This window comes from Achromobacter sp. GbtcB20 (assembly GCF_019091095.1).
GTDB lineage: Bacteria > Pseudomonadota > Gammaproteobacteria > Burkholderiales > Burkholderiaceae_B > Achromobacter > Achromobacter mucicolens.
This window is the reverse complement of the sequence record NZ_JAGXJZ010000027.1, coordinates 1-24,052: the sequence shown is the minus strand read 5'-3', so window position 1 is coordinate 24,052 and position 24,052 is coordinate 1. Positions and strand designations below refer to the sequence as shown.

Annotated in this window: 20 protein-coding genes and 1 other RNA gene; 3 read left to right on the top strand and 18 right to left on the bottom strand. The window is 65.3% G+C overall.

Features of this window, described 5'->3' with window-relative positions:
• Nucleotides 1-177: 177 nt before the first annotated feature.
• The 15 genes from ftsZ to rnpB all read right to left on the bottom strand — a co-directional run bounded on the left by ftsZ (nucleotide 178) and on the right by rnpB (nucleotide 18,146).
• A complete protein-coding gene (gene ftsZ / locus KVT32_RS24900; protein ID WP_056320774.1) occupies nucleotides 178-1,362 on the bottom strand; it encodes a cell division protein FtsZ in 1,185 nt (394 codons plus the stop codon).
• A 187-nt stretch (nucleotides 1,363-1,549) separates the two neighbouring features.
• Nucleotides 1,550-2,776 (bottom strand): cell division protein FtsA, encoded by a 1,227-nt coding sequence (ftsA, locus tag KVT32_RS24895; protein ID WP_152383390.1) that lies wholly within the window; start codon nucleotides 2,774-2,776, stop codon nucleotides 1,550-1,552.
• Between the two features lie 4 nt (nucleotides 2,777-2,780).
• Entirely contained in the window at nucleotides 2,781-3,605 is an 825-nt protein-coding gene (locus KVT32_RS24890) for a cell division protein FtsQ/DivIB (protein WP_056320771.1), read from the bottom strand.
• Between the two features lie 12 nt (nucleotides 3,606-3,617).
• Complete coding sequence (locus KVT32_RS24885; RefSeq protein WP_056320769.1) at nucleotides 3,618-4,568, bottom strand: D-alanine--D-alanine ligase; 951 nt, start codon at nucleotides 4,566-4,568, stop codon at nucleotides 3,618-3,620.
• Nucleotides 4,565-5,971 carry a UDP-N-acetylmuramate--L-alanine ligase gene (gene murC, locus KVT32_RS24880; RefSeq protein WP_056320766.1) on the bottom strand — a complete coding sequence of 469 codons (1,407 nt, stop codon included), beginning with the start codon at nucleotides 5,969-5,971 and terminating at the stop codon, nucleotides 4,565-4,567. Before murC ends, KVT32_RS24885 begins: the two co-directional genes overlap by 4 nt.
• Nucleotides 5,968-7,044, bottom strand: a complete 1,077-nt coding sequence (gene murG, locus KVT32_RS24875) for an undecaprenyldiphospho-muramoylpentapeptide beta-N-acetylglucosaminyltransferase (protein WP_062841643.1) — start codon at nucleotides 7,042-7,044, stop codon at nucleotides 5,968-5,970. Before murG ends, murC begins: the two co-directional genes overlap by 4 nt.
• Nucleotides 7,041-8,234, bottom strand: a complete 1,194-nt coding sequence (ftsW, locus tag KVT32_RS24870; protein WP_056320760.1) for a putative lipid II flippase FtsW — start codon at nucleotides 8,232-8,234, stop codon at nucleotides 7,041-7,043. Before ftsW ends, murG begins: the two co-directional genes overlap by 4 nt.
• Before the next feature lie 55 nt (nucleotides 8,235-8,289).
• Entirely contained in the window at nucleotides 8,290-9,822 is a 1,533-nt protein-coding gene (gene murD, locus KVT32_RS24865) for a UDP-N-acetylmuramoyl-L-alanine--D-glutamate ligase (RefSeq protein WP_175157272.1), read from the bottom strand.
• Nucleotides 9,819-10,988 carry a phospho-N-acetylmuramoyl-pentapeptide-transferase gene (mraY, locus tag KVT32_RS24860; RefSeq protein ID WP_056320752.1) on the bottom strand — a complete coding sequence of 390 codons (1,170 nt, stop codon included), beginning with the start codon at nucleotides 10,986-10,988 and terminating at the stop codon, nucleotides 9,819-9,821. The genes murD and mraY overlap by 4 nt, the downstream gene beginning before the upstream one ends.
• Entirely contained in the window at nucleotides 10,978-13,833 is a 2,856-nt protein-coding gene (murF, locus tag KVT32_RS24855; protein ID WP_217618976.1) for a bifunctional UDP-N-acetylmuramoyl-L-alanyl-D-glutamate--2,6-diaminopimelate ligase MurE/UDP-N-acetylmuramoyl-tripeptide--D-alanyl-D-alanine ligase MurF, read from the bottom strand. The genes mraY and murF overlap by 11 nt, the downstream gene beginning before the upstream one ends.
• The gene (locus tag KVT32_RS24850) at nucleotides 13,830-15,560 is read right to left on the bottom strand and encodes a penicillin-binding protein 2 (protein WP_056320746.1); all 1,731 of its coding nucleotides are present in this window, start codon (nucleotides 15,558-15,560) and stop codon (nucleotides 13,830-13,832) included. The genes murF and KVT32_RS24850 overlap by 4 nt, the downstream gene beginning before the upstream one ends.
• Nucleotides 15,557-15,850 carry a cell division protein FtsL gene (ftsL, locus tag KVT32_RS24845; RefSeq protein ID WP_056320744.1) on the bottom strand — a complete coding sequence of 98 codons (294 nt, stop codon included), beginning with the start codon at nucleotides 15,848-15,850 and terminating at the stop codon, nucleotides 15,557-15,559. Before ftsL ends, KVT32_RS24850 begins: the two co-directional genes overlap by 4 nt.
• The gene (rsmH, locus tag KVT32_RS24840) at nucleotides 15,850-16,947 is read right to left on the bottom strand and encodes a 16S rRNA (cytosine(1402)-N(4))-methyltransferase RsmH (RefSeq protein WP_128829953.1); all 1,098 of its coding nucleotides are present in this window, start codon (nucleotides 16,945-16,947) and stop codon (nucleotides 15,850-15,852) included. Before rsmH ends, ftsL begins: the two co-directional genes overlap by 1 nt.
• A 7-nt stretch (nucleotides 16,948-16,954) precedes the next feature.
• Nucleotides 16,955-17,383, bottom strand: coding sequence for a division/cell wall cluster transcriptional repressor MraZ (mraZ, locus tag KVT32_RS24835; protein ID WP_063954559.1), 429 nt, complete (start codon nucleotides 17,381-17,383; stop codon nucleotides 16,955-16,957).
• Between the two features lie 357 nt (nucleotides 17,384-17,740).
• An RNA gene (rnpB, locus tag KVT32_RS24830) (RNase P RNA component class A) lies at nucleotides 17,741-18,146 on the bottom strand.
• A gap of 127 nt (nucleotides 18,147-18,273) precedes the next feature.
• On the opposite strand from rnpB, the gene KVT32_RS24825 reads away from it, so the two are divergent.
• Entirely contained in the window at nucleotides 18,274-20,100 is a 1,827-nt protein-coding gene (locus tag KVT32_RS24825) for an ATP-binding cassette domain-containing protein (protein WP_217618975.1), read from the top strand.
• 99 nt (nucleotides 20,101-20,199) lie between these two features.
• Here the strand turns inward: KVT32_RS24825 and pyrC are convergent, their stop codons facing one another.
• Together pyrC and KVT32_RS24815 are read right to left on the bottom strand one after the other, a co-directional pair.
• On the bottom strand, nucleotides 20,200-21,279 hold the full coding sequence (pyrC, locus tag KVT32_RS24820; protein WP_152385416.1) for a dihydroorotase: 1,080 nt from the start codon (nucleotides 21,277-21,279) through the stop codon (nucleotides 20,200-20,202).
• The gene (locus KVT32_RS24815) at nucleotides 21,275-22,468 is read right to left on the bottom strand and encodes a M20 aminoacylase family protein (RefSeq protein WP_056569330.1); all 1,194 of its coding nucleotides are present in this window, start codon (nucleotides 22,466-22,468) and stop codon (nucleotides 21,275-21,277) included. The genes pyrC and KVT32_RS24815 overlap by 5 nt, the downstream gene beginning before the upstream one ends.
• Before the next feature lie 147 nt (nucleotides 22,469-22,615).
• Here KVT32_RS24815 and KVT32_RS24810 point away from each other — a divergent pair, with 147 nt between their 5' ends.
• Nucleotides 22,616-22,894, top strand: coding sequence for an SWIB/MDM2 domain-containing protein (locus KVT32_RS24810; RefSeq protein WP_006217453.1), 279 nt, complete (start codon nucleotides 22,616-22,618; stop codon nucleotides 22,892-22,894).
• 140 nt (nucleotides 22,895-23,034) lie between these two features.
• Complete coding sequence (locus KVT32_RS24805) at nucleotides 23,035-23,454, top strand: hypothetical protein (protein ID WP_217618974.1); 420 nt, start codon at nucleotides 23,035-23,037, stop codon at nucleotides 23,452-23,454.
• Here the strand turns inward: KVT32_RS24805 and KVT32_RS24800 are convergent.
• The gene (locus KVT32_RS24800; protein WP_217618973.1) at nucleotides 23,445-23,810 is read right to left on the bottom strand and encodes a hypothetical protein; all 366 of its coding nucleotides are present in this window, start codon (nucleotides 23,808-23,810) and stop codon (nucleotides 23,445-23,447) included. The two genes, KVT32_RS24805 and KVT32_RS24800, sit on opposite strands and share 10 nt — an antisense overlap.
• Nucleotides 23,811-24,052 lie beyond the last annotated feature (242 nt).

Sequence of the window (24,052 nt, the reverse complement as noted above, 5' to 3'; positions counted from 1 at the left end):
ATTGTAACGCTGTCCGATCCGTGCCGCCATCCAAACTGGGCGCTCAGACCGATGTATACCTCCGTCCCTTATTTATCGTGCAAGGGAAACACGGACCGCTCTGCCTCCGGTTCGCCTGTGGGGACGGGCGAACCGGAGATGAGGGAGTGCAGTTAGAGCCGTTGACCGGCTCTAGGTTCAGTCCGCTTGCTTGCGCAGGAAGGCCGGGATGTCGAAATGATCCATTCCCGAGCTTTCCAACGCGCGCACCTGGGCCGACGCCTGGCTGCGCGGATTGCGCATGACCGACGGCATGTCCAGATTGCGGTAATCACCACCTTGACCGGCCGGCATCGTGCCCATGGGCATGTTGTCGGTGCCGGTGCGCAGCACTTCAGCGGTGTTCTGCACCAGTTGCGGACGGGCTTGCGCACGGCCCAGGCCGGTTGCAACCACCGTCACGCGCAGGTTTTCGCCCATGGACTCGTCGTAGGCGGTGCCGAAGATCACGGTCGCGTCGTCCGAAGCGTAGCTGCGGATCGTTTCCATGATTTCGCGCGTTTCGCGCATCTTCAGCGAGCGGCTGGCGGTGATGTTGACCAGCACGCCACGCGCGCCGTTCAGATCCACGCCTTCCAGCAGCGGGCAAGCAATGGCGTGCTCGGCGGCCACACGTGCGCGGTCCGCGCCCGATGCCGACGCCGTGCCCATCATGGCCTGACCCTGCTCGCCCATGATCGTCTTCACGTCTTCGAAGTCGACGTTGACGTTGCCTTCGACGTTGATGATTTCGGCGATACCCGCGCACGCGTTGTGCAGGATGTCGTCGGCCGAACGGAAGCAGTCTTCCTGCGTCGCGTCCTCGTCCATCAGTTCATAGAGGTTCTCGTTGAGCACCACGATGAGCGAATGCACGTGCTTGGCCAGTTCCGAGATACCGTCCTCGGCCATCTTCAGGCGCTTGTTGCCTTCAAAGGAGAAAGGCTTCGTGACCACGCCAACGGTCAGGATGCCCAGTTCCTTCGCCACCTCGGCCACGACCGGACCTGCACCGGTACCGGTGCCGCCGCCCATGCCCGCGGTGATGAAGACCATGTGCGCGCCGTTCAGCGCGGCACGGATTTCCTCACGCGCGGTTTCCGCCGACGCGCGTCCCTGCTCGGGCTTGGCGCCCGCGCCCAGGCCGGTGCGGCCCAGACGAATCTGCACCGGCGCATTGGTTGCCGCCAGCGCTTGTGCATCGGTGTTGGCGCAGATGAAATCCACCCCGTGCACACCGCTGCGAATCATGTGCGCGACGGCATTGCCGCCCGCACCGCCCACACCAACGACCTTGATTACGGTCCCTTTGGTGTTGTTCTCAAGCATCTCAAAGTTCATCATGATGACTCCCTCACAAGTCCGAATTTGCAAATCACAAAAATTCCCCGACAACCTATCTTTTGTGAATCGCCTCAAAGCCGACGCCGGCTACATAGGCCCGCCACGGGTTTGAGACGCCTCCTCTTTCTGGCGCTCCCCGCTAGACAGCCGCGGTTCGCACCAAGGAGCAGGCCCCAACCTGCACCCTTTAATTCATGAACCACTCCTTCATGCGCGCAAGCAGACTCTTGAAATTGCCCGTCTGCGCGGCCACCTTGCGGCCACGCACACGCTGCATGCGCGCTTCCTGCAGCAGCCCCATCACCGTCGAGAAGCGCGGATTGCGCATCACGTCGGCAAGGCTGCCTTCGTAATCGGGCACCGCCACGCGAACCGGCTTGAGGAACACGTCCTCGGCCAGTTCGATCATGCCGGGCAGCTGCGCGGATCCACCGGTCAGGACCACGCCGGAAGCCAGCAGGTCCTCGTAGCCGGAATCGCGCACCACCTGCTGCACCAGGGTGAACAGCTCTTCGACGCGCGGCTCGATCACCGCGCCCAGCGCCTGGCGCTTGACCTGGCGCGGGCCGCGATCGCCCAGGCCCGGCACTTCCACGGACTCGTCCGGGCTGGCCAGCACCTGCTTGGCGACGCCATAGCGCAGCTTGATTTCTTCGGCATCGGGCGTGGGCGTGCGCAGCATCGCCGCAATGTCGTTGGTGATCTGATCGCCGGCGATCGGCAGCACGGCGGTATGGCGGATCGCACCGCCGGTGAAGATGGCGACGTCGGTCGTGCCGCCGCCGATATCGACGAGGACGACGCCCAGCTCCTTTTCGTCCGCCGTCAGGACGGCCAGGCTGGAAGCAAGCGGTTGCAGGATCAGATCCTGCACCTCGAGGCCGCAGCGGCGCACGCACTTGACGATGTTCTGCGCGGCGCTGACCGCGCCGGTCACGATGTGCACGCGCACTTCCAGGCGCAGGCCGCTCATGCCGATGGGCTCGCGGATGTCTTCCTGGCCGTCGACGATGAACTCCTGCGTCAGCACGTGCAGCACCTGCTGGTCCGTCGGGATGTTCACCGCCTTGGCGGTCTCGATGACGCGGGCGACGTCGGTGGCGGTGACTTCCTTGTCCTTGACGGCGACCATGCCGCTGGAATTGAAGCTGCGGATATGGCTGCCGGCGATGCCGGTGTAGACGTCTCGAATCTTGCAATCTGCCATCAGCTCGGCTTCTTCAAGCGCGCGCTGAATGGAATTCACAGTGGTCTCGATGTTGACGACCACGCCCTTACGCATGCCGCGCGATTCGTGCTGGCCCAGGCCTAGCACCTCGAAGCGGCCTTCAGGCAGGATTTCAGCCACCACAGCCACCACCTTGCTGGTGCCGATATCGAGGGCGACGATAAGGTCCTTGATGTCACGGGTCATGGCGTTAGCGTTTCTTGGGAGGTTTCGGTGTGGATTTGGATTTGGTTTCCGACGCGGGCAACGGGGCCAGCGCCAGGGCGAAACCATTCGGATAGCGCAGGTCGGCCTGCGTGACGGTGCGCCCTTCCAGGCGCCCCGCCACGGTGGGCCACGCCTGCACAAAGCGTTGAATACGAGCCGCGAACGGCAAGGCGCCGGGCAGGCCGTGCGGGTCCGGCGCGTCGGCGCCCGGATCGCGGCCCAGGTCCAGCAGCATGCCGTTGGACAACACCACGCGCCAGGCATAGCGCGGGCTCAGTTCCAACTGTTCCACATGCATGTCCAGCGGCGCGAACCAGCGCGCCAGCTCGGCGTAGCGCTGCACCACAAGCGCTTCCGTGCCATCCGGCCCGGAGAACTGCGGCAGCACCGTGTCGTCGTCCACCTCGCCCGTGTTGGCCGTGAACGCCTCGCCCCAGGTGTTGATCATCTGGTTTTCGTTCCACAGCGCCAGCGGCTGCTGCTCTTCGATGCGCACACGCAGCACGTTGGGCCAGATCCGCCGCACGGTGGCATGCCGGACCCACGGCACCGATTCGAAGATCTCGCGTGCGTCGTCCAGGTCCACCGTGAAGAAATTGCCCTTCACGCGCCCCGCGATCGCCGAACGCACCGCGCCCGTCGACACATAGTGCAGATCGGTGTCCGGCATCGATTCCAGCTCGATCGCCGTCAACGTGAAGTACGGACGCTGCGCCACCCACACCACGCCCGCGATGAGCATGGCGGCAACCGCCAGCACGGCTAGCGTGTTGGCGATCAGGTTGGTAGTACGAGCGTCGTTCCACACGGAATATCCAGGTCAAGCGTTGCGGGCGTGGCCGTGCACCTTGCACGAAGCCTCGGACAGGATGGCCACGCACAATTCTGCATAGCTGATTCCCACGGCCTTCGCGGCCATGGGCACCAGGGAGTGGCCGGTCATGCCGGGCGAAGTATTCATTTCAAGCAGCCAGGGGCGGTTGTCGCCGTCGAGAATGAAATCCGCGCGGCCCCAGCCTTCGCAGCCCAGCGCCTGATAGGCCTTTACGGCAATCCGCGCGACTTCTTCAGCCACGTCCGCGGGCAAGGCGGCCGGGCAGAAGTACTGCGTGTCGTCGGAGAAGTACTTGTGTTCGTAGTCGTAGTTGCCGCCCGGCGCGGCGATCTCGATCACCGGCAGCGCGCGCGCGGCCTTGCCGGACCCGACGATCGCCACGGTCAGTTCGCGTCCGGTGATGAACTGTTCGGCCAGGACCTCGCTGTCGTAGCGCGCGGCCGCGGCGTAGGCTTCTTTCATGTCCGAGTAACCGACGACCTTGGTGATACCCACGGTCGAGCCCTCGTGCGGCGGCTTGATGATCAGCGGCAACTGCAGGCGGTCCGGAACCAGGCGCAGATCGGTATCGGCGTCGAGCACTTCAAAGTCGGGCGTGGGCAGGCCATGCTGCAGCCAGATGCGCTTGGTCATGGTCTTGTCCATGGCCAGCGCCGATGCCATCGGGCCGCTGCCGGTATAGGGGATGCCCAGCAGTTCCAGCGCGCCCTGAAGCGTGCCGTCTTCGCCGTAGCGGCCGTGCAATGCGATGAACACGCGGTCAAAACCTTCGGCCGCCAGCTCGGCAAGGCTGCGCTCGCCGGTGTCGAACAGGTGCGCGTCCACGCCGGCGCTGCGCAAGGCTTCCTGCACGCCCTTGCCCGACATGAGCGAGACTTCGCGCTCGGCGGACCGGCCGCCGTACAACACACCTACCTTGCCGAATTGCTTGCTCATGCCAGCTCTCCCACCTGGGCGGGGACCTTGCTGATCGAACCCGCCCCCATCACGATGACGACGTCGCCATCGCGCACAAAATCCACGACCGCCTGCGGCAGATCGGCCACATCTTCAACGAACACCGGCTCGACCTTGCCCGCCACGCGCAACGCACGCGACAGGGCGCGTCCGTCGGCCGCGACCAGCGGCGGCTCGCCCGCGGCGTAGACCTCGGTCAGCAACACCGCGTCGGCCGTGCCCAGCACCCGCACGAAATCCTCGAAGCAATCGCGCGTCCGCGTGTAGCGGTGCGGCTGGAAGGCCAGCACGATGCGGCGGTCGGGCCAGGCGCCGCGCGCCGCGGCCAGCGTCGCGGACATCTCGACGGGATGGTGACCATAGTCGTCGATCACCGTGAAGGTGCCGCCCCCGTGGTTGGCGGGCACCGCGAATTCACCCGTCTGCGTGAAGCGGCGTCCCACGCCCTTGAACGAACCCAGCGCCTCGCAGATGGCCGCGTCGGATACGCCCAGCTCGGTCGCCACGGCGATCGCAGCCAGCGCATTGCGCACGTTGTGCAGGCCGGGCAGGTTCAGTTCCACATTCAGCGGCGGCAGCAGCGTGTCGCGATGGGTGCGTTGCACGTTAAAGCGCATGCGCGTGCCGTCAGCCTGCACTTCATAGGCGCGCACCTGGGCGTCCTCGTTCAGCCCGTAGGTCGTGATGGGACGCGACACGAACGGCATGATCTCGCGCACGTTGGCGTCGTCGGAGCACAGCACGGCGCTGCCGTAGAACGGCAGGCGCTGTGTGAATTCGATGAAGGCGCTCTTCAGGCGCGCCACATCGTGGCCGTACGTGTCCATGTGATCGGCATCGATATTGGTCACGATGGCCATCACCGGCAACAGGTTCAGGAACGAGGCGTCCGATTCGTCGGCCTCGACCACGATGTAGTCGCCCTGCCCCAGCCGTGCATTGGCGCCCGCCGAATTCAGCCGGCCGCCGATCACGAACGTGGGATCCAGGTCGCCCGCCGCCAGCACGCTGGCGACCAGGCTGGTCGTGGTGGTCTTGCCGTGCGTGCCCGCCACGGCGATGCCGCGCTTCAGGCGCATCAGCTCGGCCAGCATGATGGCGCGCGGCACCACCGGGATTCGCGCGGCGCGCGCCGCGATCACTTCGGGGTTGTCGCCCGCCACCGCGGTGGACGTGACGATGGCGCTGGCGCCCGTGACGTTGCTGGCGGCATGGCCGATCGCGATCTTCACGCCCAGGCCGGCCAGGCGGCGCGTCACCGCCGACTCGTTCAGGTCGGATCCGCTGATGTCGTAGCCCAGGTTCAGCAGCACTTCGGCGATGCCGCTCATGCCCGAACCGCCGATGCCTACAAAATGGATATGTTGAATTCTGTGTTTCATGATGAACGCCCCGCTGCTTGTTCACAGACGTCGGCGATATGGGCGGCCGCGTCGGGACGCGCATGCGCGCGGGCCCGGACGGCGACAGCCTCGAGTTCTTGTCGGGTGCGCTGGCTCAGCCAGTCCGCCAGCCACTCGGGCGTCATGGCGGTTTGCGGCTGCAGCCACGCGGCCTGCGCGTCGCTCAGGAAGCGCGCGTTGGCGGTCTGGTGGTCATCGATCGCGTGGGGGAACGGCACGAACAGCGCCGCAACGCCGGCAGCCGCCACTTCGGACACCGTCATGGCGCCCGCGCGGCAGATCAGCAGGTCGGCGTCGGCCATGGCGCCCGCCATGTCGTCGATGAAGGCGCGGCAGTCGGCCTGAACACCCGCTTGGGCGTAGGCCTGCTGAAGCGCCGGCAAATGTTGTTCGCCGGCCTGATGGACGATCGTCGGCCGGCGCTCGAGCGGCAGACGCGCAAGCGCCTGCGGCACGGTGGTGTTCAAGGCCTGCGCTCCCAGGCTGCCGCCCACCACCAACACGCGCAGCGGGCCGGTGCGGCCGGCATAGCGTTCGGCGGGGTCGGGCAAGGCGCACAGGTCGGCACGCACCGGGTTGCCCATGGCTTCACCCTTGGGCAGCACACCGGGAAAACCGCTCAACACGCGGCGCGACATCTTGGCCAGGCATTTGTTCGCGGTGCCCGCGACGGCGTTCTGTTCGTGCACGACCAGCGGCGTGCCGCGCAGCGCAGCGATCACGCCGCCCGGGAACGCCACGTAGCCGCCCATGCCCAGCACCACGTCGGGACGCACGTCGGACAGCCGCGACCACGCCTGCGCAAATGCGCGCAGCAACAGGAACGGCAGCTTGAGCAGCGCGGACGCGCCCTTGCCGCGCACGCCCTGGAAACGCAGCGGCACCAGTTCGATGCCGCGCGGCGGCACGAGACGGCCTTCCATCTTTTCGGGATTGCCCAGCCACAGCACGCGCCAGCCGCGTTCGCGCAGCACGTCAGCCACGGCCAGACCGGGCATGATGTGGCCGCCGGTGCCACCGGCCATGATGAGGATGGTGCGCGCGGCGGTCATACCCGTCCTCCGCGCATCATGATGCGATTTTCCACGTCGACCCGGATCAGCATGGCCAGCGCGCACAGGTTCATCACCACGCCCGAACCACCGTAGCTCATCAGCGGCAACGTCAGACCCTTGGTGGGCAGCAGGCCCAGGCACACGCCCATGTTGATGAACGATTGCACGCCAAACCACATGGCCACGCCGTGCGCAACCAGCCCGGCAAACGTGCGCTCCATGGCGATGGCCTGCCGGCCGATGTCGAAACCGCGGTAGACGATGATGGCAAACAGCGTGATCACCAGCATCACGCCCGCAAATCCCAGTTCCTCGCCCACCACGGCCATCAGGAAGTCGGTGTGCGCTTCGGGCAGGTAGTGCAGCTTTTCGACGCTGGCGCCCAGGCCCACGCCAAGCCATTCACCGCGGCCCAGCGCAATCAGCGAATGCGACAACTGATAGGCGCTGCCGTATGCGTTGTCTTCGTTCCAGGGATCCAGGTACGCAAACAGACGCGCGCGGCGCCAGGGCGACAGCCAGATCAGCATCAGGAACGTGCCCACCAGCACGGCGAGCAGGCTGCTGAAATACTTGCCGTTGATGCCGCCCAGGAAGAGGATGCCGATGGCAATGGCCACGATCACCATGAAGGCGCCCAGGTCGGGCTCGAGCAGCAGCAGCATGCCCACGCCGGCCAGCGCAAACGCCATCGGCAAAAAGCCGCGGGCAAAGGCCTGCATGTGCTCCTGCTTGCGCACGGTGTAATCCGCCGCGTACAGCAAGGCTGCAAGTTTCATCAGTTCGGACGGCTGGAAGTTCAGCGGACCCAGCGGAATCCAGCGGTGCGCGCCGTTGACCTCGCGGCCGATCCCCGGGATCAGCACAGCCACCAGCAGCACCATCGTCACCACGAAAAGCGGCACGGCCAGGCGCTGCCAGACGCGGATGGGGATCGACAGCACCACGGCGGCGCCGACCAGCCCCGCGCTCACGAACAGGCCGTGGCGGATCACGAAGTAGTAGCGGCCATAGGACGCATAGCGCGGGCCGTCGGCCAGCGCGATCGACGCCGAATACACCATCAGCAGCCCGAGCAGCAGCAACGTCGAAGCCGCGATCACGAGCGGCATGTCGAAGTTGCGCATGCGGGTACGGCCGGGCCGTACGGCGTTGACGCTGGCGGTGAGGTCGGCGATCAGGCTCATTGTGCGCCCTCGGCGTCGCGCGCCATGGAATTCGCCCGGGAAGCGGCGTTGCGGATCATGCCACCTCCCCACGGTCGCGGGCCAGGTCTTCGACCTCTTCCACGAACACCTGCCCGCGATGCGGGTAATTGCGGAACATGTCCAGGCTGGCGCAGGCCGGCGACAGCAGCACCGCGTCGCCGGGCTGAGCCAGTTCGGCCGCGCCGCGCACGGCGTCGCGCAGCGTTTCGACGGTGATGCACTTGACGCCGGTCGGCTCCAGCACACGTCCGATCTCGGGGCCGTCCAGGCCGATCAGCATCACCGCGCGCGCATGACGCGACACCCCAGGAATCAGCGGCGAGAAATCCTGGCCCTTGCCCTGGCCGCCGGCGATCAGCACCACAGGCTGACCCAGGCCTTCCAGCGCGGCCACGGTGGCGCCCACGTTGGTGCCCTTGCTGTCATTGATGTAATCCACGCCGCCGATCGTGCGCACGAAGGCGGCGCGATGCGGCTCGCCCGCGTAGTCGCGCAACGCGCGCAGCATGGCGCCCCAGCCCAGGTCCAGGCAGCGGGCAAGCTGCAAGGCGGCCAGCGCGTTCAACGCGTTGTGGATGCCCCGGATGCGCAAGGCGTCCACGGGCATCAGGCGGCTCATGCGGCCCTTGGCGCGCACGGGTTCGGGCGCATCCTTCTTGCGCCGCGTGGGCGGCGCCGGTTCGTCGAAATCGTTGGGTTCGCAGGCCGTCAGCCATGCCACGCCCTGCCCCAGTTCCAGGCCCATGTCGCCGACCAGTTCCGGCACATCGCGGCCGAAGCTGCGCACGTGCATGGCGTTCAGCGCGGACACCATCTCCACGGTAAGCGGGTCGTCGCGGTTGACGATGGCCACGCGCGCCATCTTCAACAAGCGCGCCTTGGCCTGGGCGTACGCCTGCATGCCGCCGTGCCAATCGAGGTGATCCTGGGTCACGTTCAGCACGACGGCCGCATCGGCCATCAGCGTGCGCGTGGTTTCGAGCTGGAAGCTGGACAGTTCCAGCACCCAAACCTGCGGCAGCGTGTCCGTGTCCAGTGCGTCCATCAGCGCGGCCAGCGCCGCGGGGCTGATGTTGCCGGCGGCCACCACCGTCAGGCCGCTGGCTTCGACCAGTTGCCGGGTCAGCGCGGTAACGGTGGTCTTGCCGTTGGTACCCGTCACGGCCAGCAGCCGCGGACGGTATTCGCGGGCCGTGGCCAGATCCGCCAGCGCGCGGGCGAAGAGTTCGATTTCACCGACGACTTCGATGCCGCGGGCCTCGGCCTCGCGCAGCAGGTCGGCGGCCGGCGCCTGGGCAGGCGCCAGGCCGGGGCTCAGCACAACCTGCGACACGCCGTCCAGCAGATCAGTTGCGAACGACGCGTCGCAACCCAGGCGGTATTCCACTTCGTTTTGCGCCAGCGACTCGCGCAGCGCGGCAAGACCTCCCGGTTCCGCGCGCGTGTCGGCCACGCGCAGGCGGGCGCCTTGACGGGCGCACCAGCGTGCGGCGGCGACACCCGTCTCGCCCAATCCAAGGATCAGAACGAGCGGCGCATCTACGCGGGGGGTTTCCATCATGTTCATCGCAACTTCAGCGTAGAGAGGCCAATCAGCACCAGCATCATGCTGATGATCCAGAAACGCACGACCACCTGGGTTTCCTTCCAGCCGCCCACTTCAAAGTGATGATGCAACGGGGCCATGCGAAAAATGCGTCGACCTGTTCCATAACGTCGCTTCGTGTACTTGAACCAGGTCACCTGGATCATCACCGAAAGGGTCTCGACCACGAATACGCCGCCCATGATGAACAGCACGATCTCCTGGCGCACGATGACTGCAATCGTGCCCAACGCGCCGCCCAGCGCCAGCGCGCCGACGTCGCCCATGAACACTTGCGCCGGATACGCGTTGAACCATAAAAATGCGAGCCCCGCGCCCCCGATCGCCGCGCACAGCACCATCAGTTCCGATGCGCCGGGGATGTACGGAAACAGCAAGTACTTCGAATAGTCGACGCGGCCGACCACGTACGCGAAGATGCCCAGCGCGCTGCCGACCATCACGGTCGGCATGATCGCCAGGCCATCCAGGCCATCGGTAAGGTTCACGGCATTGCTGGTGCCGACGATCACGGCCCAGGTCAGCGCCACGAAACCAAGCACGCCCAGCGGATAGCTCACCGTCTTGAAGAACGGCACGATCAGGTCGGCGCGCGTCGGCAGGGACATCGTGAAGCCGCTGCCCACCCATGCCTTGAAAAGGGGCCACAGCTCCGTGTTGGCGGGCGCGGACACCGCGAAGGCCAGATACACCGCAGCCACCATGCCGATGGTGGCTTGCCAGAAGAATTTTTGCCGCGCCGGCATCCCTTCGGGATCGCGATAGACCACCTTGCGGTAGTCGTCGCGCCAGCCGATCCAGCCAAACCCGAAGGTCACCAGCAGAACGACCCACACGAAGCGGTTCGTCCAGTCTGCCCACAGCAAGGTGCTGATGGCGATGGAAATCAGGATCAAGACACCGCCCATCGTGGGCGTGCCAGTCTTGACCAGATGGGATTCGGGACCGTAGGTGCGCACGGCCTGGCCGATCTTCATTTCGGTCAGCTTGCGGATCACGCGCGGACCGGCCACCAGACCGATCACCAGCGCCGTCGCGCACGCCAGCACGGCGCGCAGAGTGATGTATTCAAACACCCCCAGCGCGCGCACATCGTCAGAAAGCAGACGGGCGATCTCAAGCAGCATGCTGCTCTCCCTGCCCCGAGGCTGCCGAACCTACATTCAAAGAAAAAGCCGTCACTACCCGCTCCATGCGCATAAAGCGCGATCCTTTTACCAATACGCAGGACGGGCGCAAGCCGCGCAAGGCGGCAACGACTTCGTCTACCGATGCGCAGGCGTGCGCGCCAGGGCCGAATGCGGCGGCGGCCGCCCGGCTGGCTTCGCCTAGCGTGATGAATGCGTCGAGCCCATGCTCGCGCGCGTAATTGCCCACCTCGACGTGCATGGCGGGGCCGTTGTCCCCGACTTCGCCCATGTCGCCCAGCACCAGGACGCGCGTGCCGGCAATGCGCGCAAGTACATCGATGGCTGCGCGAACCGAGTCGGGGTTGGCATTGTAGGTGTCATCGATGAGCAGCGTTCCGTCACTCATTCGCTTGTGCTGCATGCGGCCGGCCACGGGGCTGAATCCGGCCAGCGCCCGCACCGCGGTCTCCAGCGGCGCACCCGCGGCGATCGCGCTGGCGATGGCCGCCAGCGCGTTGCGCAGGTTGTGCAGCCCCGCCACCGGCAGCGTCAGATCGGCAACGCCGACCGGCGTCACGACACGGCAGCGCGTGGCGTCCACTTCCGCGATGATCTGCTCGGCATAGACATCCAACCCCGGCTGCAGCCCGAATCGCAGCACGCGGCGCGGCGCGGCCAGCGCGTCCCAGATGGCCGAGTAGGGTTCATCTCCGGGATACACCGCGACTCCATCCGCCGGCAGCGCGGTGATCGCGGCGCCGTTCTCGTGCGCAACCGCCTCGACGGTGTGCATGAATTCCTGATGTTCGCGCTGCGCATTGGTGACCAGCGCCACGGTCGGCGCGGCAATGGCGGCCAACTGCGCGATCTCGCCCGGATGGTTCATACCCAGTTCGAACACGGCGGCGCGATGCTCGGGGCGCAGGCGCAGCAACGTCAGCGGCACGCCGATATCGTTGTTCAGATTGCCGGCCGTGGCCAGGCGCCCCGCTTCGCCCTGCCATTCGGCGAGCATCGCGGAGATCATTTCCTTGGTGGTCGTCTTGCCATTGCTGCCGGCCACCGCCACCACGGGCAGCGAAAAACGCGAGCGCCAGGCGGCGCCGATGCGCGTCAGCGCAACGCGCGTATCGCCCACGACCAGCTGCGTCAGCCCGGCATCGGCGACCCGATGCGCAACGAGCGCCGCGCAGGCGCCGCGCGAGGCGGCCTGGTCCAGATAGTCGTGCGCGTCGAAGTTCTCACCAACCAGCGCGACGAAGAGCTCGCCTTCGCCAATGCGGCGCGTGTCCGTGGATACGCCCGGCGTCTGCTGCAACAGCAGCGCCACGCGCGCCCACTCGCGGTCGTCGAACGGCAGCTTTTCACCGCCGATGTCCTGGTAGGTTTCGTGTCCCTTGCCCGCCAGCAGCACCACATCTTCGGGCGAAGCCGCCCAGATCGTCTGCAGGATGGCGCGCGCGCGGTCTACTTCCACGTCGGCTCGCACCGCTTCGGGAATGCCGGCCAGGATTTGCTGAACGATTGCCTCGGGCGACTCGGTGCGCGGATTGTCGCTGGAGACAACAACGTGATCTGCCAGCTCCGCGGCGATCGCGCCCATGACGGGACGCTTGCCCGGATCGCGCTCGCCGCCGCAACCAAACAGGCACACCAGGCGGCCAGAACGCGCTGTAGCGACGGCGCGCAATGCCAGCAACGCGCGCGAGAGCGCGTCAGGCGTGTGGGCGTAGTCCACCACCACCAGCGGACCGCGGGCCGCATGCGCCGGCAGGCTGACAGCGGGTTCCACGGTCTGCAGACGGCCATCGACCGGGTCCGTCGCGGCCAGCTCGCGCGCAATCTGCGCGAACGGCAGGCCCAGCTTGTACAGCACGCCCGCCACCAGCAGCAGGTTCGAAACGTTGTGCGCCCCCAGCAGGCGCGTCACGATCTGCGCCTCGCCATGCGGAGACACCAGCGTAAAAATCTGGCCCTGCGACGTCGCCTGCAGATCGCGCGCACGCATCGCGGCGGGGATTGCGGGATCGTCGCTCAGGCTGTAGCCCATCGGCGAGACGCCTTCCGGCAAGGCAGCGAGCATCCGCCGTCCCGCCTCATCGTCGGCATTGATTACTGCCGCAGTCAGACCCGGCCAGCTGAAAAGGCGCGCCTTGGCCGCTTCGTAACGCTCCATCGTGACGTGGTAGTCCAGATGGTCGCGCGTCAGATTCGTGAAGGCGGCCAGCGCAACGCGCACGCCGTCCATGCGGCCTTGTTCGATGCCGATCGACGAGGCCTCCATGGCCACGGCTTTCGCGCCAGCGTCGCGCATCGCGGCCAGCGTGCGATGCACCGTCAGCACGTCGGGCGTCGTCAGGCTGCCACCCAGCGTCTGCCCGTCGGGCAGCACGGCGCCCAGCGTGCCGATCGTGCCGCACGCCTTCTCGTTGCGGCTCAGGGCATGCGCAATCCATTGCACCGAAGAGGTCTTGCCGTTGGTGCCCGTCACGGCAACCACCGCCAGCGCGGCCGACGGACGCCCATACCAGGTGTCGCCCAGCTCGCCCAGCAACGCGCGCAGGCCCGTCACGGCAAGCATGGGCGTGCCGGCCGACGCGGCCTGAACGGCATCGGTGGCCGGCGCTTCAAACAGCACCGCGCTGGCGCCCAGCGCCAACGCCTTGTCTATATAGCGACGGCCGTCGCTGGAAAGGCCCGGGCAGGCGACGAACACGTCGCCGGGCTCGATGTCGCGCGAGTCCAGTTTCAGATGCGCGGTCAGCGACACGCGCTCATGCAACCACGCCACGGTCTCGGCAACCGTGGCGGCAGGGGAAGAGTGGAAGCCGTTGGCGCTCATCTGCCTGGCTCCTTGATACCAGCAACAATCGTGGATTCAAACGGTGCGTCTGGCCGCACCCCCATCAACCTCAGGCTCCCCCCCACGATATGGGAGAACACGGGCGCGGCAATGGCGCCGCCGTAATAGCCGCCGATTGTCGGTTCGTCGATGGACACAGCCACCACGATCTTGGGATCCGACACCGGAGCAAAGCCCACGTACGAGCTGCGGTAACGTTGCGTGCTGTACTTACCGTCCACGATCTTGCGCGCGGTGCCGCTCTTGCCGGCCACGCGGTAACCCTGCACCTGCGCGGCTTTCGTGCCGTCGGGGCCCGTGGCCGCCTCAAGCATGGCGCGCACCAGCGCCGTCGTCTTGGGCGAGTAGATCTTCACGCTCGTCGGATCGCTGTCGCGCTTGACCAGGGTCAGCGACACCATGTCGCCGTTGCGGGCAAAAACGGTATAGGCGCGGGCCACCTGCAGCAGCGACACGGACAGGCCGTAGCCGTAGGCCATGGTGGCCTTTTCAATCAGGCGCCAACGTTCCCACGGACGCAGACGCCCCGGCGCGGCGCCGGGAAATCCCACCTGCGGCGCCTGACCGAGGCCCAATTCGGTGAAGCGGTCCCACATTTCGCGGGATTCCAGCTTCTCGGAGATCATCGTCATGCCGATGTTGCTGGACTTGCGCAGCACGCCCGCCACGTCCAGCGTGCCGTTGCGGCTCACGTCACTGATGGTGCTGCCCTGATACGTGAAGCGGCCGTTGCCCGTCTCGAATTGCGTCGACGTGCTGATGCGCCCAAGGTCCAGCGCCAGCGCGGCGGTGAACGGCTTCATGATGGAGCCCGGCTCGAACGTGTCCGTGATCGCCTGGTTGCGCAAGTTGGCGCCGTGGAAGGTTTCGCGGTTGTTCGGATCAAAGGTCGGCACGTTGGCCAGCGCCAGGATCTCGCCCGTGTGTACATCAACGACCACGGCCGTCGCACCCTTTGCGCGGTGCTTGTCCATGGCGTCCTTCAGTTCCTTGAACACCAGGTACTGCAGGCGCGTGTCGATGGACAGGCGCAGGTCGCGGCCGTCCACCGGCAACGTGACGGCCTGCACGTCTTCGATGACGCGCCCCAGCCGGTCCTTGATGACGCGGCGGCTTCCCGGGCGGCCCGACAACTGCTGATTGAACGTCAGCTCGACGCCTTCCTGGCCCTGATCCTCGACGCTGTTGAAGCCCACCACGTGGGCCATCACATCGCCATCCGGGTAGTAGCGGCGCGTTTCGGGCTGCTGGTGCACGCCGGGCATGCCCAGCTGCTTGATCTTGTCGGCCACGTCCATCGAGACCTGGCGCTTCAGGTACACGAAGTTCTTGTCCTCGTCGACGAAGCGGCGGCGCAAGTCGCCGACAGGCGTCTCCAGCAGCTTGGCCAGCGCGTCGACCTGCGCGGGCGTGGCCTGCTTCGCGTCCTCGGGAATGGCCCAGATGGCGCGCGCAGGCACGCTGGATGCCAGCACCGCGCCGTTGCGGTCCATGATCTTGCCGCGCGTGGCGGCCAATGTGAGCGTGCGCTCGTAGCGGCGCTCGCCCTGCTGCTGCAGGAACTCCGTCGACAACCCCTGCAGGAACAGCGCACGGCCGGCCAGCACGGTGAACCCGCCAAACAGCAGGATCAGGACCAGGCGGGCGCGCCACGTGGGCAGCTGCCCGCGCAGCACGGGGTTGTCGAAGAAGGGCACGCGCTTCATTGCGAGCCTCCGGCGGCCGCGGGCACGGGCGCCTGATTCATATAGAGGGTGCGATCCGGCACGATGGGAATCATCTTCAGGCCGTCACGCGCAATGGCGTCGACCCGCGCATTGCGGGCCAGCTCGGCGCGCTCTAGCTGCAGGCGCCGCCAATTGGTTTCGAGGTCGCGCGCATGCGCCTGATCGCGCCCCAACTCCACGAAGAGCTGGCGCGACTGATACCGGCTGGTGACCAGGGAAATGGCCGACAGCATCAGCAAAGCCGCAACGATCAGGTTGACGCGACCCATCAGCGGCGCCCTCCCTTACCGCCGCGACGGGGCGGCGGGGCGAGGTCGCTGCCGGGCAGCGAGCCGATCTTCACAAATGCAAAGCCGCCCTCGGGGGGCAGCGGTGTTTCGGTGCGCTCGGCCACGCGCAGGATGGCCGAACGGGCACGGGCGTTGGACGAGACCTCATCATCTTCGGCCACGACCTTGCCAAGGGAACGGACGACAGGCTGGGGCATTTCGCTTTCGCGCAGGGGCAGGCGTGCATGCGCCGCAGCCGGACGAGCCGCCGCCGCGATGCACTGCTTGACCATGCGGTCTTCAAGCGAATGAAAGCTGATCACCGCCAACCTCCCCCCTGGGGCAAGCAGGTCTAGAGCTGACGCGAGGGTGCGCGCGAGCTCTTCGAGTTCCCGATTGATGTAAATCCGTAAAGCTTGAAAGGTGCGTGTGGCCGGATGTTGCCCCTTTTCGCGCGTGCGGACGGCGCTGGCGACGCACTCGGCAAGCTCGAGCGTGGTGCGCAGCGGCCTTGTTGCGCGGCGAGCAGCAATCGCCTTTGCAACCTGAAAAGCAAACCGTTCTTCGCCATAATCCGCTATGACCTCCCGCATCTCATCCACACTGGCTTGCGCCAGCCAATCCGCCACCGTGGGACCACGAGTGGTGTCCATCCGCATATCGAGCGGGCCGTCTCGCATGAACGAGAAGCCGCGCTCGGCATCGTCGATCTGAGGCGACGAAACGCCCAGATCCAGCATCACGCCATCGACCTTGCCGATGCCGCGCTGCTCCAATTCTTCAGCCATGGTGGCAAAGCCCCCATGCACTACCGTGACCCGCGCATCCTCGGCCGCCAGGGCGTTGGCAACCGCGATGGCCTGCGGGTCCTTGTCAAACACGATCAGCCGGGCTTGCTTGCCCAGGCGGCCAAGCAATTCTCGGCTGTGGCCACCCCGTCCGAACGTGCCGTCGACAAAGACGCCACTTTCGATTCGCGTAGCCACATCCTGCCCACCCTGCGGCTGCGACCGTGCCGCGCCCTTGCCGCCAAAACCGGGCAGCAAAAGCGCGTCCACCGTCGGCGCCAAGAGGACGGGCCGATGTTCGAATTCCATAACTCTTTCAGAACGAAAACTGGTTCAACACGTCCGGCATACCCTTGGCCAAGTCTTCAGCCTCACGGCTGGCCAGGGTAGCGGCGTCCCACAGCTCGAAGTGAGAGCCCAGACCGAGCAGCATCACATCGCGCGTCATACCGGAAGCGTTGCGCAGTTCAGGAGCGATCAGGACCCGGCCGGAGCCGTCCAGTTCCACGTCCTGAGCGTTGCCCAGCAACAGCCGCTGCAGCGCGCGGGCCGTCATGGGAAAAGCCGCGATCTGCTCGCGCTTCTTTTCCCACTCGGGCCGCGGGTACACCAGCAGGCAGCCGTCGGGGTGGCGGGTCAGGGTCAGCCGGCCTTCGGCCTGCGACACGAGCGCGTCACGATGCCGGGTCGGAATCGAGATCCGTCCCTTGGCATCCAGCGTGAGCGCGCTGCTTCCCTGAAACACCACTTTTACCCCACTTAATTGCACAATTTCCTACTATTTCCCACTCTACGGTATGGGCACAGGGGCGGTCAAGCGCGTGGTTGCAATTTTTTCAATCACAACAAGGACTTAGATCAACTTGTAAATACGCAAAAAGAAAAACCTCCCAATAAATCAGGAGGTTGCGACATACTCTAAAAGTCCTACTTCAGAAGTGGCGGCTAATGGGGTCAAGTTACCGTCTGCCGCCCGGTCGATCCGTCGAGTTGGCGAGGCTTCCCGCCGGACAGGCGACCCTGGAAGTGAAAATAAACTGGCGCGTGGAACGCCAGACGGCCGCGCGGCCTCGTCCAGATCCGCGCGCGCCGGCAGAATTCATTGCAAGACGGGTCTATAGGCCGGATTCTGTACGCCAGGTTGCCCTGGCGGACGATCATTCCTCTGCGCGGATCATTGCTGAGCCGCTGTAGCCATCTACCCGCATGCTCGGACGGAGCCGCCCGTCACGGCCGTGAGGCCGCACGCATGCCTATTTGATGTTGCTCCGGATAGAGGTTGCCGCGTTTCACCCTGCGATGCCGCCGCCCGTTGCCGGTCGGCGCAATACGGAGATGGCCGTATCAGTGCGCGCAAAGCGCGCCCGCGCCGCAGTCTCGTCTCTGTGGTCCTATTCCTCAGCCGTGCCCGAAAGCGCGACCGGACGGCCGTTAGCCGTTACCCTGCCCTATGGAGTCCGGACCTTCCTCGATGAGCTCGCGCCCACCGCGATCGTCCAACCCGTCTTGCAGCACGTATTCTATTACAGGCGCCCGCTCTGTCCCCGGGGCGCCCGGCGGCAGCAAGACCGGGGCCTCGCGTTCCTGCGACAATACGCGCTGATCCGCTTAGCTGCCGCAGACACCAACAACCACATGGCCCTCGAAACTCTCATCACCCTGACCGACGTCCAGCTCGCGTATGGGCACCATCCGCTGCTCGACCATGCCGACTTCGCCATCCAGTCCGGCGAACGCATAGGCCTCATCGGCCGCAATGGCGCAGGGAAGTCCTCGCTCCTCAGGCTGCTCGACGGCCGCACGCAGCCAGACGACGGCGCCATCGCCCGCAGCTCCAGCCTGCGCGTGGCCACCGTCGAACAAGAGCCCGAGCTCGACGACAATGCCACGGTGTTCGATGTCGTGTGCAACACGGACGGCGACCACGAAGACTGGCAGCGCCCCTCGCGCGCGCGCGCCGTCATCGAAAAGCTGGGCCTGCCCGCCGATGCGCAGATCGCGGGATTGTCCGGCGGCACCCGCAAGCGCGTCGCCCTCGCCCGCGCCTTGATCGACGAACCGGATCTGCTGCTGCTCGACGAACCCACCAACCATCTGGACTTCGAAGGCATTGCCTGGCTCGAAGACATGCTGCGCGCCTGGAAAGGCGCCGCGGTCATCATCACCCACGACCGCCGCTTCCTGGATGCCGTCACCACCCGCATTGTCGAACTCGACCGCGGCCGTCTCTTGAGCTTTCCCGGCAATTTCTCGCAATGGCAGGAGCGCAAGGCGCAGTGGCTGGAGTCCGAGCGGCTGGAGCAGGCGCGTTTCGACAAACTGCTGGCACAGGAAGAAGTCTGGATCCGCAAGGGCGTGGAAGCGCGCCGCACGCGCAATGAAGGCCGAGTGCGCCGCCTGGAAAGCCTACGTGTGCAGCGCGCCGAACGCCGCGAGCGCGTTGGCAACGTATCGCTGGCGCTGGCCGAAGGCCAACGGTCCGGCAAGCTCGTGGCGGAACTCGAGCACGTCAGCAAGCGGTTCGGCGACAAGATCGTGGTCGACGACTATTCCACAACCCTGCTGCGCGGCGACCGCATTGGCATCATCGGACCCAATGGCGCAGGCAAGACCACTTTGCTCAAACTCATTCTGGGCGAACTGCAACCCGACTCCGGCGCGACCCGCCTGGGCACCAACGTCGCGGTCGCCTACTTCGATCAGATGCGCGCGCAGCTGGACGAAAACGCCTCGCTCGTCGACATCATCAGTCCGGGTAGCGAATGGGTCGAGATCGGCGGGGTGCGCAAGCACGTGATGACCTATCTCGGCGATTTCCTGTTTTCGCCGGCACGCGCCGGCTCGCCCGTGCGCAGCCTGTCGGGCGGCGAACGCGCGCGCCTGTTGCTGGCGCGGCTCTTTGCGCGCCCCGCCAACGTGCTGGTGCTGGACGAGCCCACCAACGACCTGGACATCGAAACGCTGGAACTGCTGGAAGAGCTGCTGCAGGAATATGCCGGCACCGTGCTGCTGGTCAGCCATGACCGCGCCTTCCTCAACAACGTGGTGACCCAGACCATCGCCTACGAAGGCGACGGCCACTGGCGCGATTACGTGGGCGGTTACGACGAGTGGGTTTCACAGCGCCCCGCGCCCGCCACGCCGCAGACCGACGCCGACAAGACTGCCAAGTCCGCCGACGACAATGCTGCTCGCGCGAAGGCCGCGCGCCCCAAGCCTGCGAAGGCGGGCAAGATCAACGCCTGGGACCTGCGCGAACTCGAAGGCCTGCCTGACGCGATCGCCGCGCTCGAGGCCAAGCAAGCGGAACTGGCGGGCAAGCTGGCAGACGGCAGTCTCTATCGCGACGCACCGGACGAGGTCGAGCGCATCAATGGCGAACTGGCCAAACTGGAAGCCGAACTCGAAGAGAAATTCGCACGCTGGGAATTGCTCGAAGCGCGGCGCGACGGTACGCTCTGACAGCACTGCTATATATAGATGGGCCGCTAGGCGGCGCAAAAAAGGGGTGAGCGGCTTTGCCGTTCACCCCTTTTTACGCCAGCCCCAGCCGCAAGCCCCTCAAACGTGGGCGCGCCACTCCAGCGCTTCGCCAGCGGCTAGCGGGACGAGCGTCGTATTGCCAAACGCCAGTTCCTGAGGCACCTGGTAAGTTTCACGCGACAGCGTCAACGTGCCGGTGTTGCGAGGCAGACCATAGAAATCCGGGCCGTGGAAGCTGGCAAACCCTTCCAGCTTGTCGAGCTTGCCTGCCGCCTCGAACGCGGTGGCATACAGCTCCATTGCATGCAGCGCGGTGTAGCAACCCGCGCAGCCGCAGGCATGTTCCTTCAGACCACGCGCGTGCGGCGCACTATCCGTTCCCAGGAAAAAGCGCGGACTGCCGCTGGTGGCTGCCTCGACCAGCGCAAGACGGTGCGTCTCGCGCTTGAGAATCGGCAGGCAATACCAATGAGGCCGCACGCCGCCCTGGAAGATCGCATTGCGGTTGTAAAGCATATGCTGCGGCGTGATCGTCGCGGCAATCGGACCTTCCGCATCGCGCACGTACTCGGCGCCTTCCTTCGTCGTGATGTGCTCGAACACCACCTTCAATGCCGGAAACGCGCGCCGCAACGGCTTCATCACGCGCTCGACAAAAATGGCCTCGCGGTCGAAGACGTCAATCGACGGATCCGTCACTTCCCCATGCACGAGCAACGGCATCCCACACTTCTGCAAGGCTTCCAGCGCCTTGGTGCACTTGCCCAGCAAATCGGTCACGCCCGCGTCCGAGTTGGTCGTGGCGCCCGCGGGATACAGCTTGACCGCATAGACGTGGCCCGATGCATGCGCGCGCACGATCTCTTCGGCCGGCGTGTTGTCAGTCAGGTAAAGCGTCATCAAGGGCGTGAACGAATCCGGGTTGACGCCCGTCTTCGCAAGCGCTTCCAGAATGCGGTCGCGATAGGCCAACGCCTGCTCCGTCGTCGTGACCGGTGGCTTCAGGTTAGGCATGATGATGGCGCGGGCAAACTGGCGCGCCGTATCGGCAACCACCGCTTCAAGCGCCGCGCCGTCGCGCAAATGCAGATGCCAGTCATCGGGACGGGTGATGGTGAGTTGAGTCGTGCTTTGAGTAGACATGGAAGGCTTCTTAATCTGCCAGAGGCATGCCCCGTTCGGCCAGTGCGCAGAACATCGCGCTGCCCAGGGGAATGACGGCATCGTTGAAATCGAAATGCGGGTTGTGCAGCAAGCAGCCGGAATCGGCCCCGCCCTGGCCAAGACGGAAATAGGCGCCCGGCTTGGCCTGCAACATGAACGAAAAGTCTTCGGAACCCATCGAGGGTACCAAATCGCGCACCACGTTTTCCTTGCCGATCATCTCGGTTGCGATGTCGGCCACCAAATTGGCGTGCTGAGGAGTGTTCAGGGTCGCGGGGTAGATGCGCTCGTAGACCACTTCGGCGGTGCCGCCGAACGCACCGGCAATTGCGCTCACTAGCTCCCGCATGCGCGTCTCGACCATTTCCTGGACCGACTTGCGGAATGTCCGCACCGTGCCCACCATCCGCGCTTCGCGCGGAATCACGCTCATCGCGCCGGGGTGGCCGGCTTGCACCGAACCGATCGACAGCACCGCCGAATCCAGCGGGTTCACGTTGCGCGACACGATCGTCTGCAACGCCGTGATGATCTGACCCGCGATGGTCACCGGATCGATCGTCTGATAAGGATGCGCCCCGTGTCCGCCTCGACCTGTGATCAGGATCTCGAAGCGATCGGCAGCCGCCATCATCGGCCCCGGGTTGATGCCGATGGTGCCCGGTTTCAGGCCCGGCCAGTTGTGCAAGGCGTAGATTGCATCGCACGGAAAGGTGTCAAACAGGCCGTCCTCAAGCATGGCGCGTGCCCCGCCGCGCCCTTCTTCCGCTGGTTGAAAGATCAACACGGCCGTGCCATCAAAATTGCGCGTCTGCGCCAGGTACTTGGCCGCGCCGATCAACACCGCCGTATGGCCGTCGTGACCGCAGCCGTGCATGAGTCCCGGCTTGGTCGACTTGTGCCCGAACGTGTTGTCCTCGGTCATGGGCAACGCGTCCATGTCGGCGCGCAATCCGATCATGCGGCCGCTGTCGCACCGTTTGCCACGGATCACGCCCACCACACCGGTCTTGCCGATCCCGCGGTGCACCTCGATGCCCAACGCTTCCAGCGCACCGGCGACGATGCCCGACGTGCGGACTTCTTCAAAACCCAATTCCGGATGAGCATGCAAATCGCGCCGAAGCGCCGTCAATTCGTCATGAAAAAGCCGAATCGATTCCAACGGAGAACGTGCGTACATAGGACGTTACAGAATGACGTGATAGAGGGGACGGTCGGTGCATTTTAGTTGCTACAGAGGATAAATGCCTTTGTCTTTACTGGAGAGACACGTTATGCTCCGGCCGCAGGACAATTTTTCCAACAGCCAGAGAAGGAGCGCCGCATTATGGCCACAACCTCCAAACCCGCGACCGCGCGCAAGCCGAACGCTGCATTCATGAAGCCGCTGACCCCCAGCGCCGAATTGGCCGCTGTCATCGGCTCGGAAGCCGTGCCGCGTACCGAGGTCACCAAGAAGATCTGGGAATACATCAAGAAGCACAACCTGCAAGATGCCAGCAACAAGCGCAACATCAACGCCGATGCCAAGCTGCGCCCGATCTTCGGCAAGGATCAGGTCACGATGTTCGAACTGACCAAACTGGTCAACGCACATCTGAAGTAAGCAGGCAAAGGGCGTACGGCGTACGTCCCTGCCTTTGGATTGTCGCGACGCCCTGGCTTCAGGCCGGGCGAGCTCAACGCCACCAAGCAAGCCCCCCTCGCAGTGCCTCATCGCCACGTTCGTGGATATTCCCGCTTGAATTGAAAAGCCAGTTCGCCTGGTCTGACGTGCCGCTGCATGCCTGCACGCCGCGCTTCCTTACCCGCGTCACCAACTGCGCTCATGCCGCACGCCGACAGACACACGAGGCGCCGCTGAACGCGCTACACGGCGCCCTCGCCGACCGCAAGGCCAAGCCGCGCTGGCGCACCGCCAGCCATCGTTTCACGCCGGCGCCCGCAGCTATCCCGCACCGCAGCTTGACACCGCGTCACATCGAAGCTCGACGCACTCACGGCAACGACACCTCAACGACACCTCAACGACGTATCCACAGCCTTGCCGCTGATCGCACCCTGAAGGTGGGCAGCTGGTGGGCATCACCCCACACGCTCATGCCATGCAAAAAGGCCGGCATCGCTGCCGGCCTTTCCAGCGGTACTACCAGTACTCACGCGTAAGACGTGGGCGCGCCACCTTCCAGCAACGACAGCCAGCCACGAAGCAGGCGATAGAGCACCCACACGATGGTTGCGGCCACGCCAATCCATCCGATGAAGATGAGGGTCGCGATCCCGCTGATGGCCAGCCACAGCAACGCCCACCAGAACGTGCGCAGAAGCCAGTCAAAATGAGCGGCGTACACGGTGCCTGCGGCGTCCGATCGCTTGAGATACATGAGCACCACAGCCGCAATCGTGGCGATGCCCAGAAATCCACTCGTCAGAAAGCCCAAGGCATACAAGCCATAGGCCACGTGGGTCAACGTGCGAAGGTCCAATGTCGTACCGGGCACGGGGGTCTGGGGTTCACTCACGATAACGCTCCAACGAATTGACTCGAACAATCTTACCGCACAAAGCCACCCCACCCACGGCCGTTGTTATTTGTGCACATCCAACATTGGCGCGGCTCGCAGGCCGACTGGAGCGCCAAAGACAAAGCCCCACCGGATACCGGTGGGGCTTTGAGGATAAGAGCTTGACGATGACCTACTTTCACAGACGTCCGTCCACTATCATCGGCGCAAAGGCGTTTCACTGTCCTGTTCGGGATGGG

Excerpts from the sequence above, each read along its gene's own strand:
- murC (WP_056320766.1), bottom strand. The coding sequence starts at position 5,971 with ATGAAACACAGAATTCAACATATCCATTTTGTAGGCATCGGCGGTTCG.
- KVT32_RS24810 (WP_006217453.1), top strand. The coding sequence starts at position 22,616 with ATGGCCACAACCTCCAAACCCGCGACCGCGCGCAAGCCGAACGCTGCA.
- ftsW (WP_056320760.1), bottom strand. The coding sequence starts at position 8,234 with ATGAGCCTGATCGCCGACCTCACCGCCAGCGTCAACGCCGTACGGCCC.
- KVT32_RS24885 (WP_056320769.1), bottom strand. The coding sequence starts at position 4,568 with ATGAGCAAGCAATTCGGCAAGGTAGGTGTGTTGTACGGCGGCCGGTCC.
- mraY (WP_056320752.1), bottom strand. The coding sequence starts at position 10,988 with ATGCTGCTTGAGATCGCCCGTCTGCTTTCTGACGATGTGCGCGCGCTG.
- ftsL (WP_056320744.1), bottom strand. The coding sequence starts at position 15,850 with ATGGGTCGCGTCAACCTGATCGTTGCGGCTTTGCTGATGCTGTCGGCC.
- rsmH (WP_128829953.1), bottom strand. The coding sequence starts at position 16,947 with ATGGAATTCGAACATCGGCCCGTCCTCTTGGCGCCGACGGTGGACGCG.
- murG (WP_062841643.1), bottom strand. The coding sequence starts at position 7,044 with ATGACCGCCGCGCGCACCATCCTCATCATGGCCGGTGGCACCGGCGGC.
- murF (WP_217618976.1), bottom strand. The coding sequence starts at position 13,833 with ATGAGCGCCAACGGCTTCCACTCTTCCCCTGCCGCCACGGTTGCCGAG.
- ftsA (WP_152383390.1), bottom strand. The coding sequence starts at position 2,776 with ATGACCCGTGACATCAAGGACCTTATCGTCGCCCTCGATATCGGCACC.
- KVT32_RS24825 (WP_217618975.1), top strand. The coding sequence starts at position 18,274 with ATGGCCCTCGAAACTCTCATCACCCTGACCGACGTCCAGCTCGCGTAT.
- ftsZ (WP_056320774.1), bottom strand. The coding sequence starts at position 1,362 with ATGATGAACTTTGAGATGCTTGAGAACAACACCAAAGGGACCGTAATC.
- murD (WP_175157272.1), bottom strand. The coding sequence starts at position 9,822 with ATGAACATGATGGAAACCCCCCGCGTAGATGCGCCGCTCGTTCTGATC.
- KVT32_RS24815 (WP_056569330.1), bottom strand. The coding sequence starts at position 22,468 with ATGTACGCACGTTCTCCGTTGGAATCGATTCGGCTTTTTCATGACGAA.
- KVT32_RS24850 (WP_056320746.1), bottom strand. The coding sequence starts at position 15,560 with ATGAAGCGCGTGCCCTTCTTCGACAACCCCGTGCTGCGCGGGCAGCTG.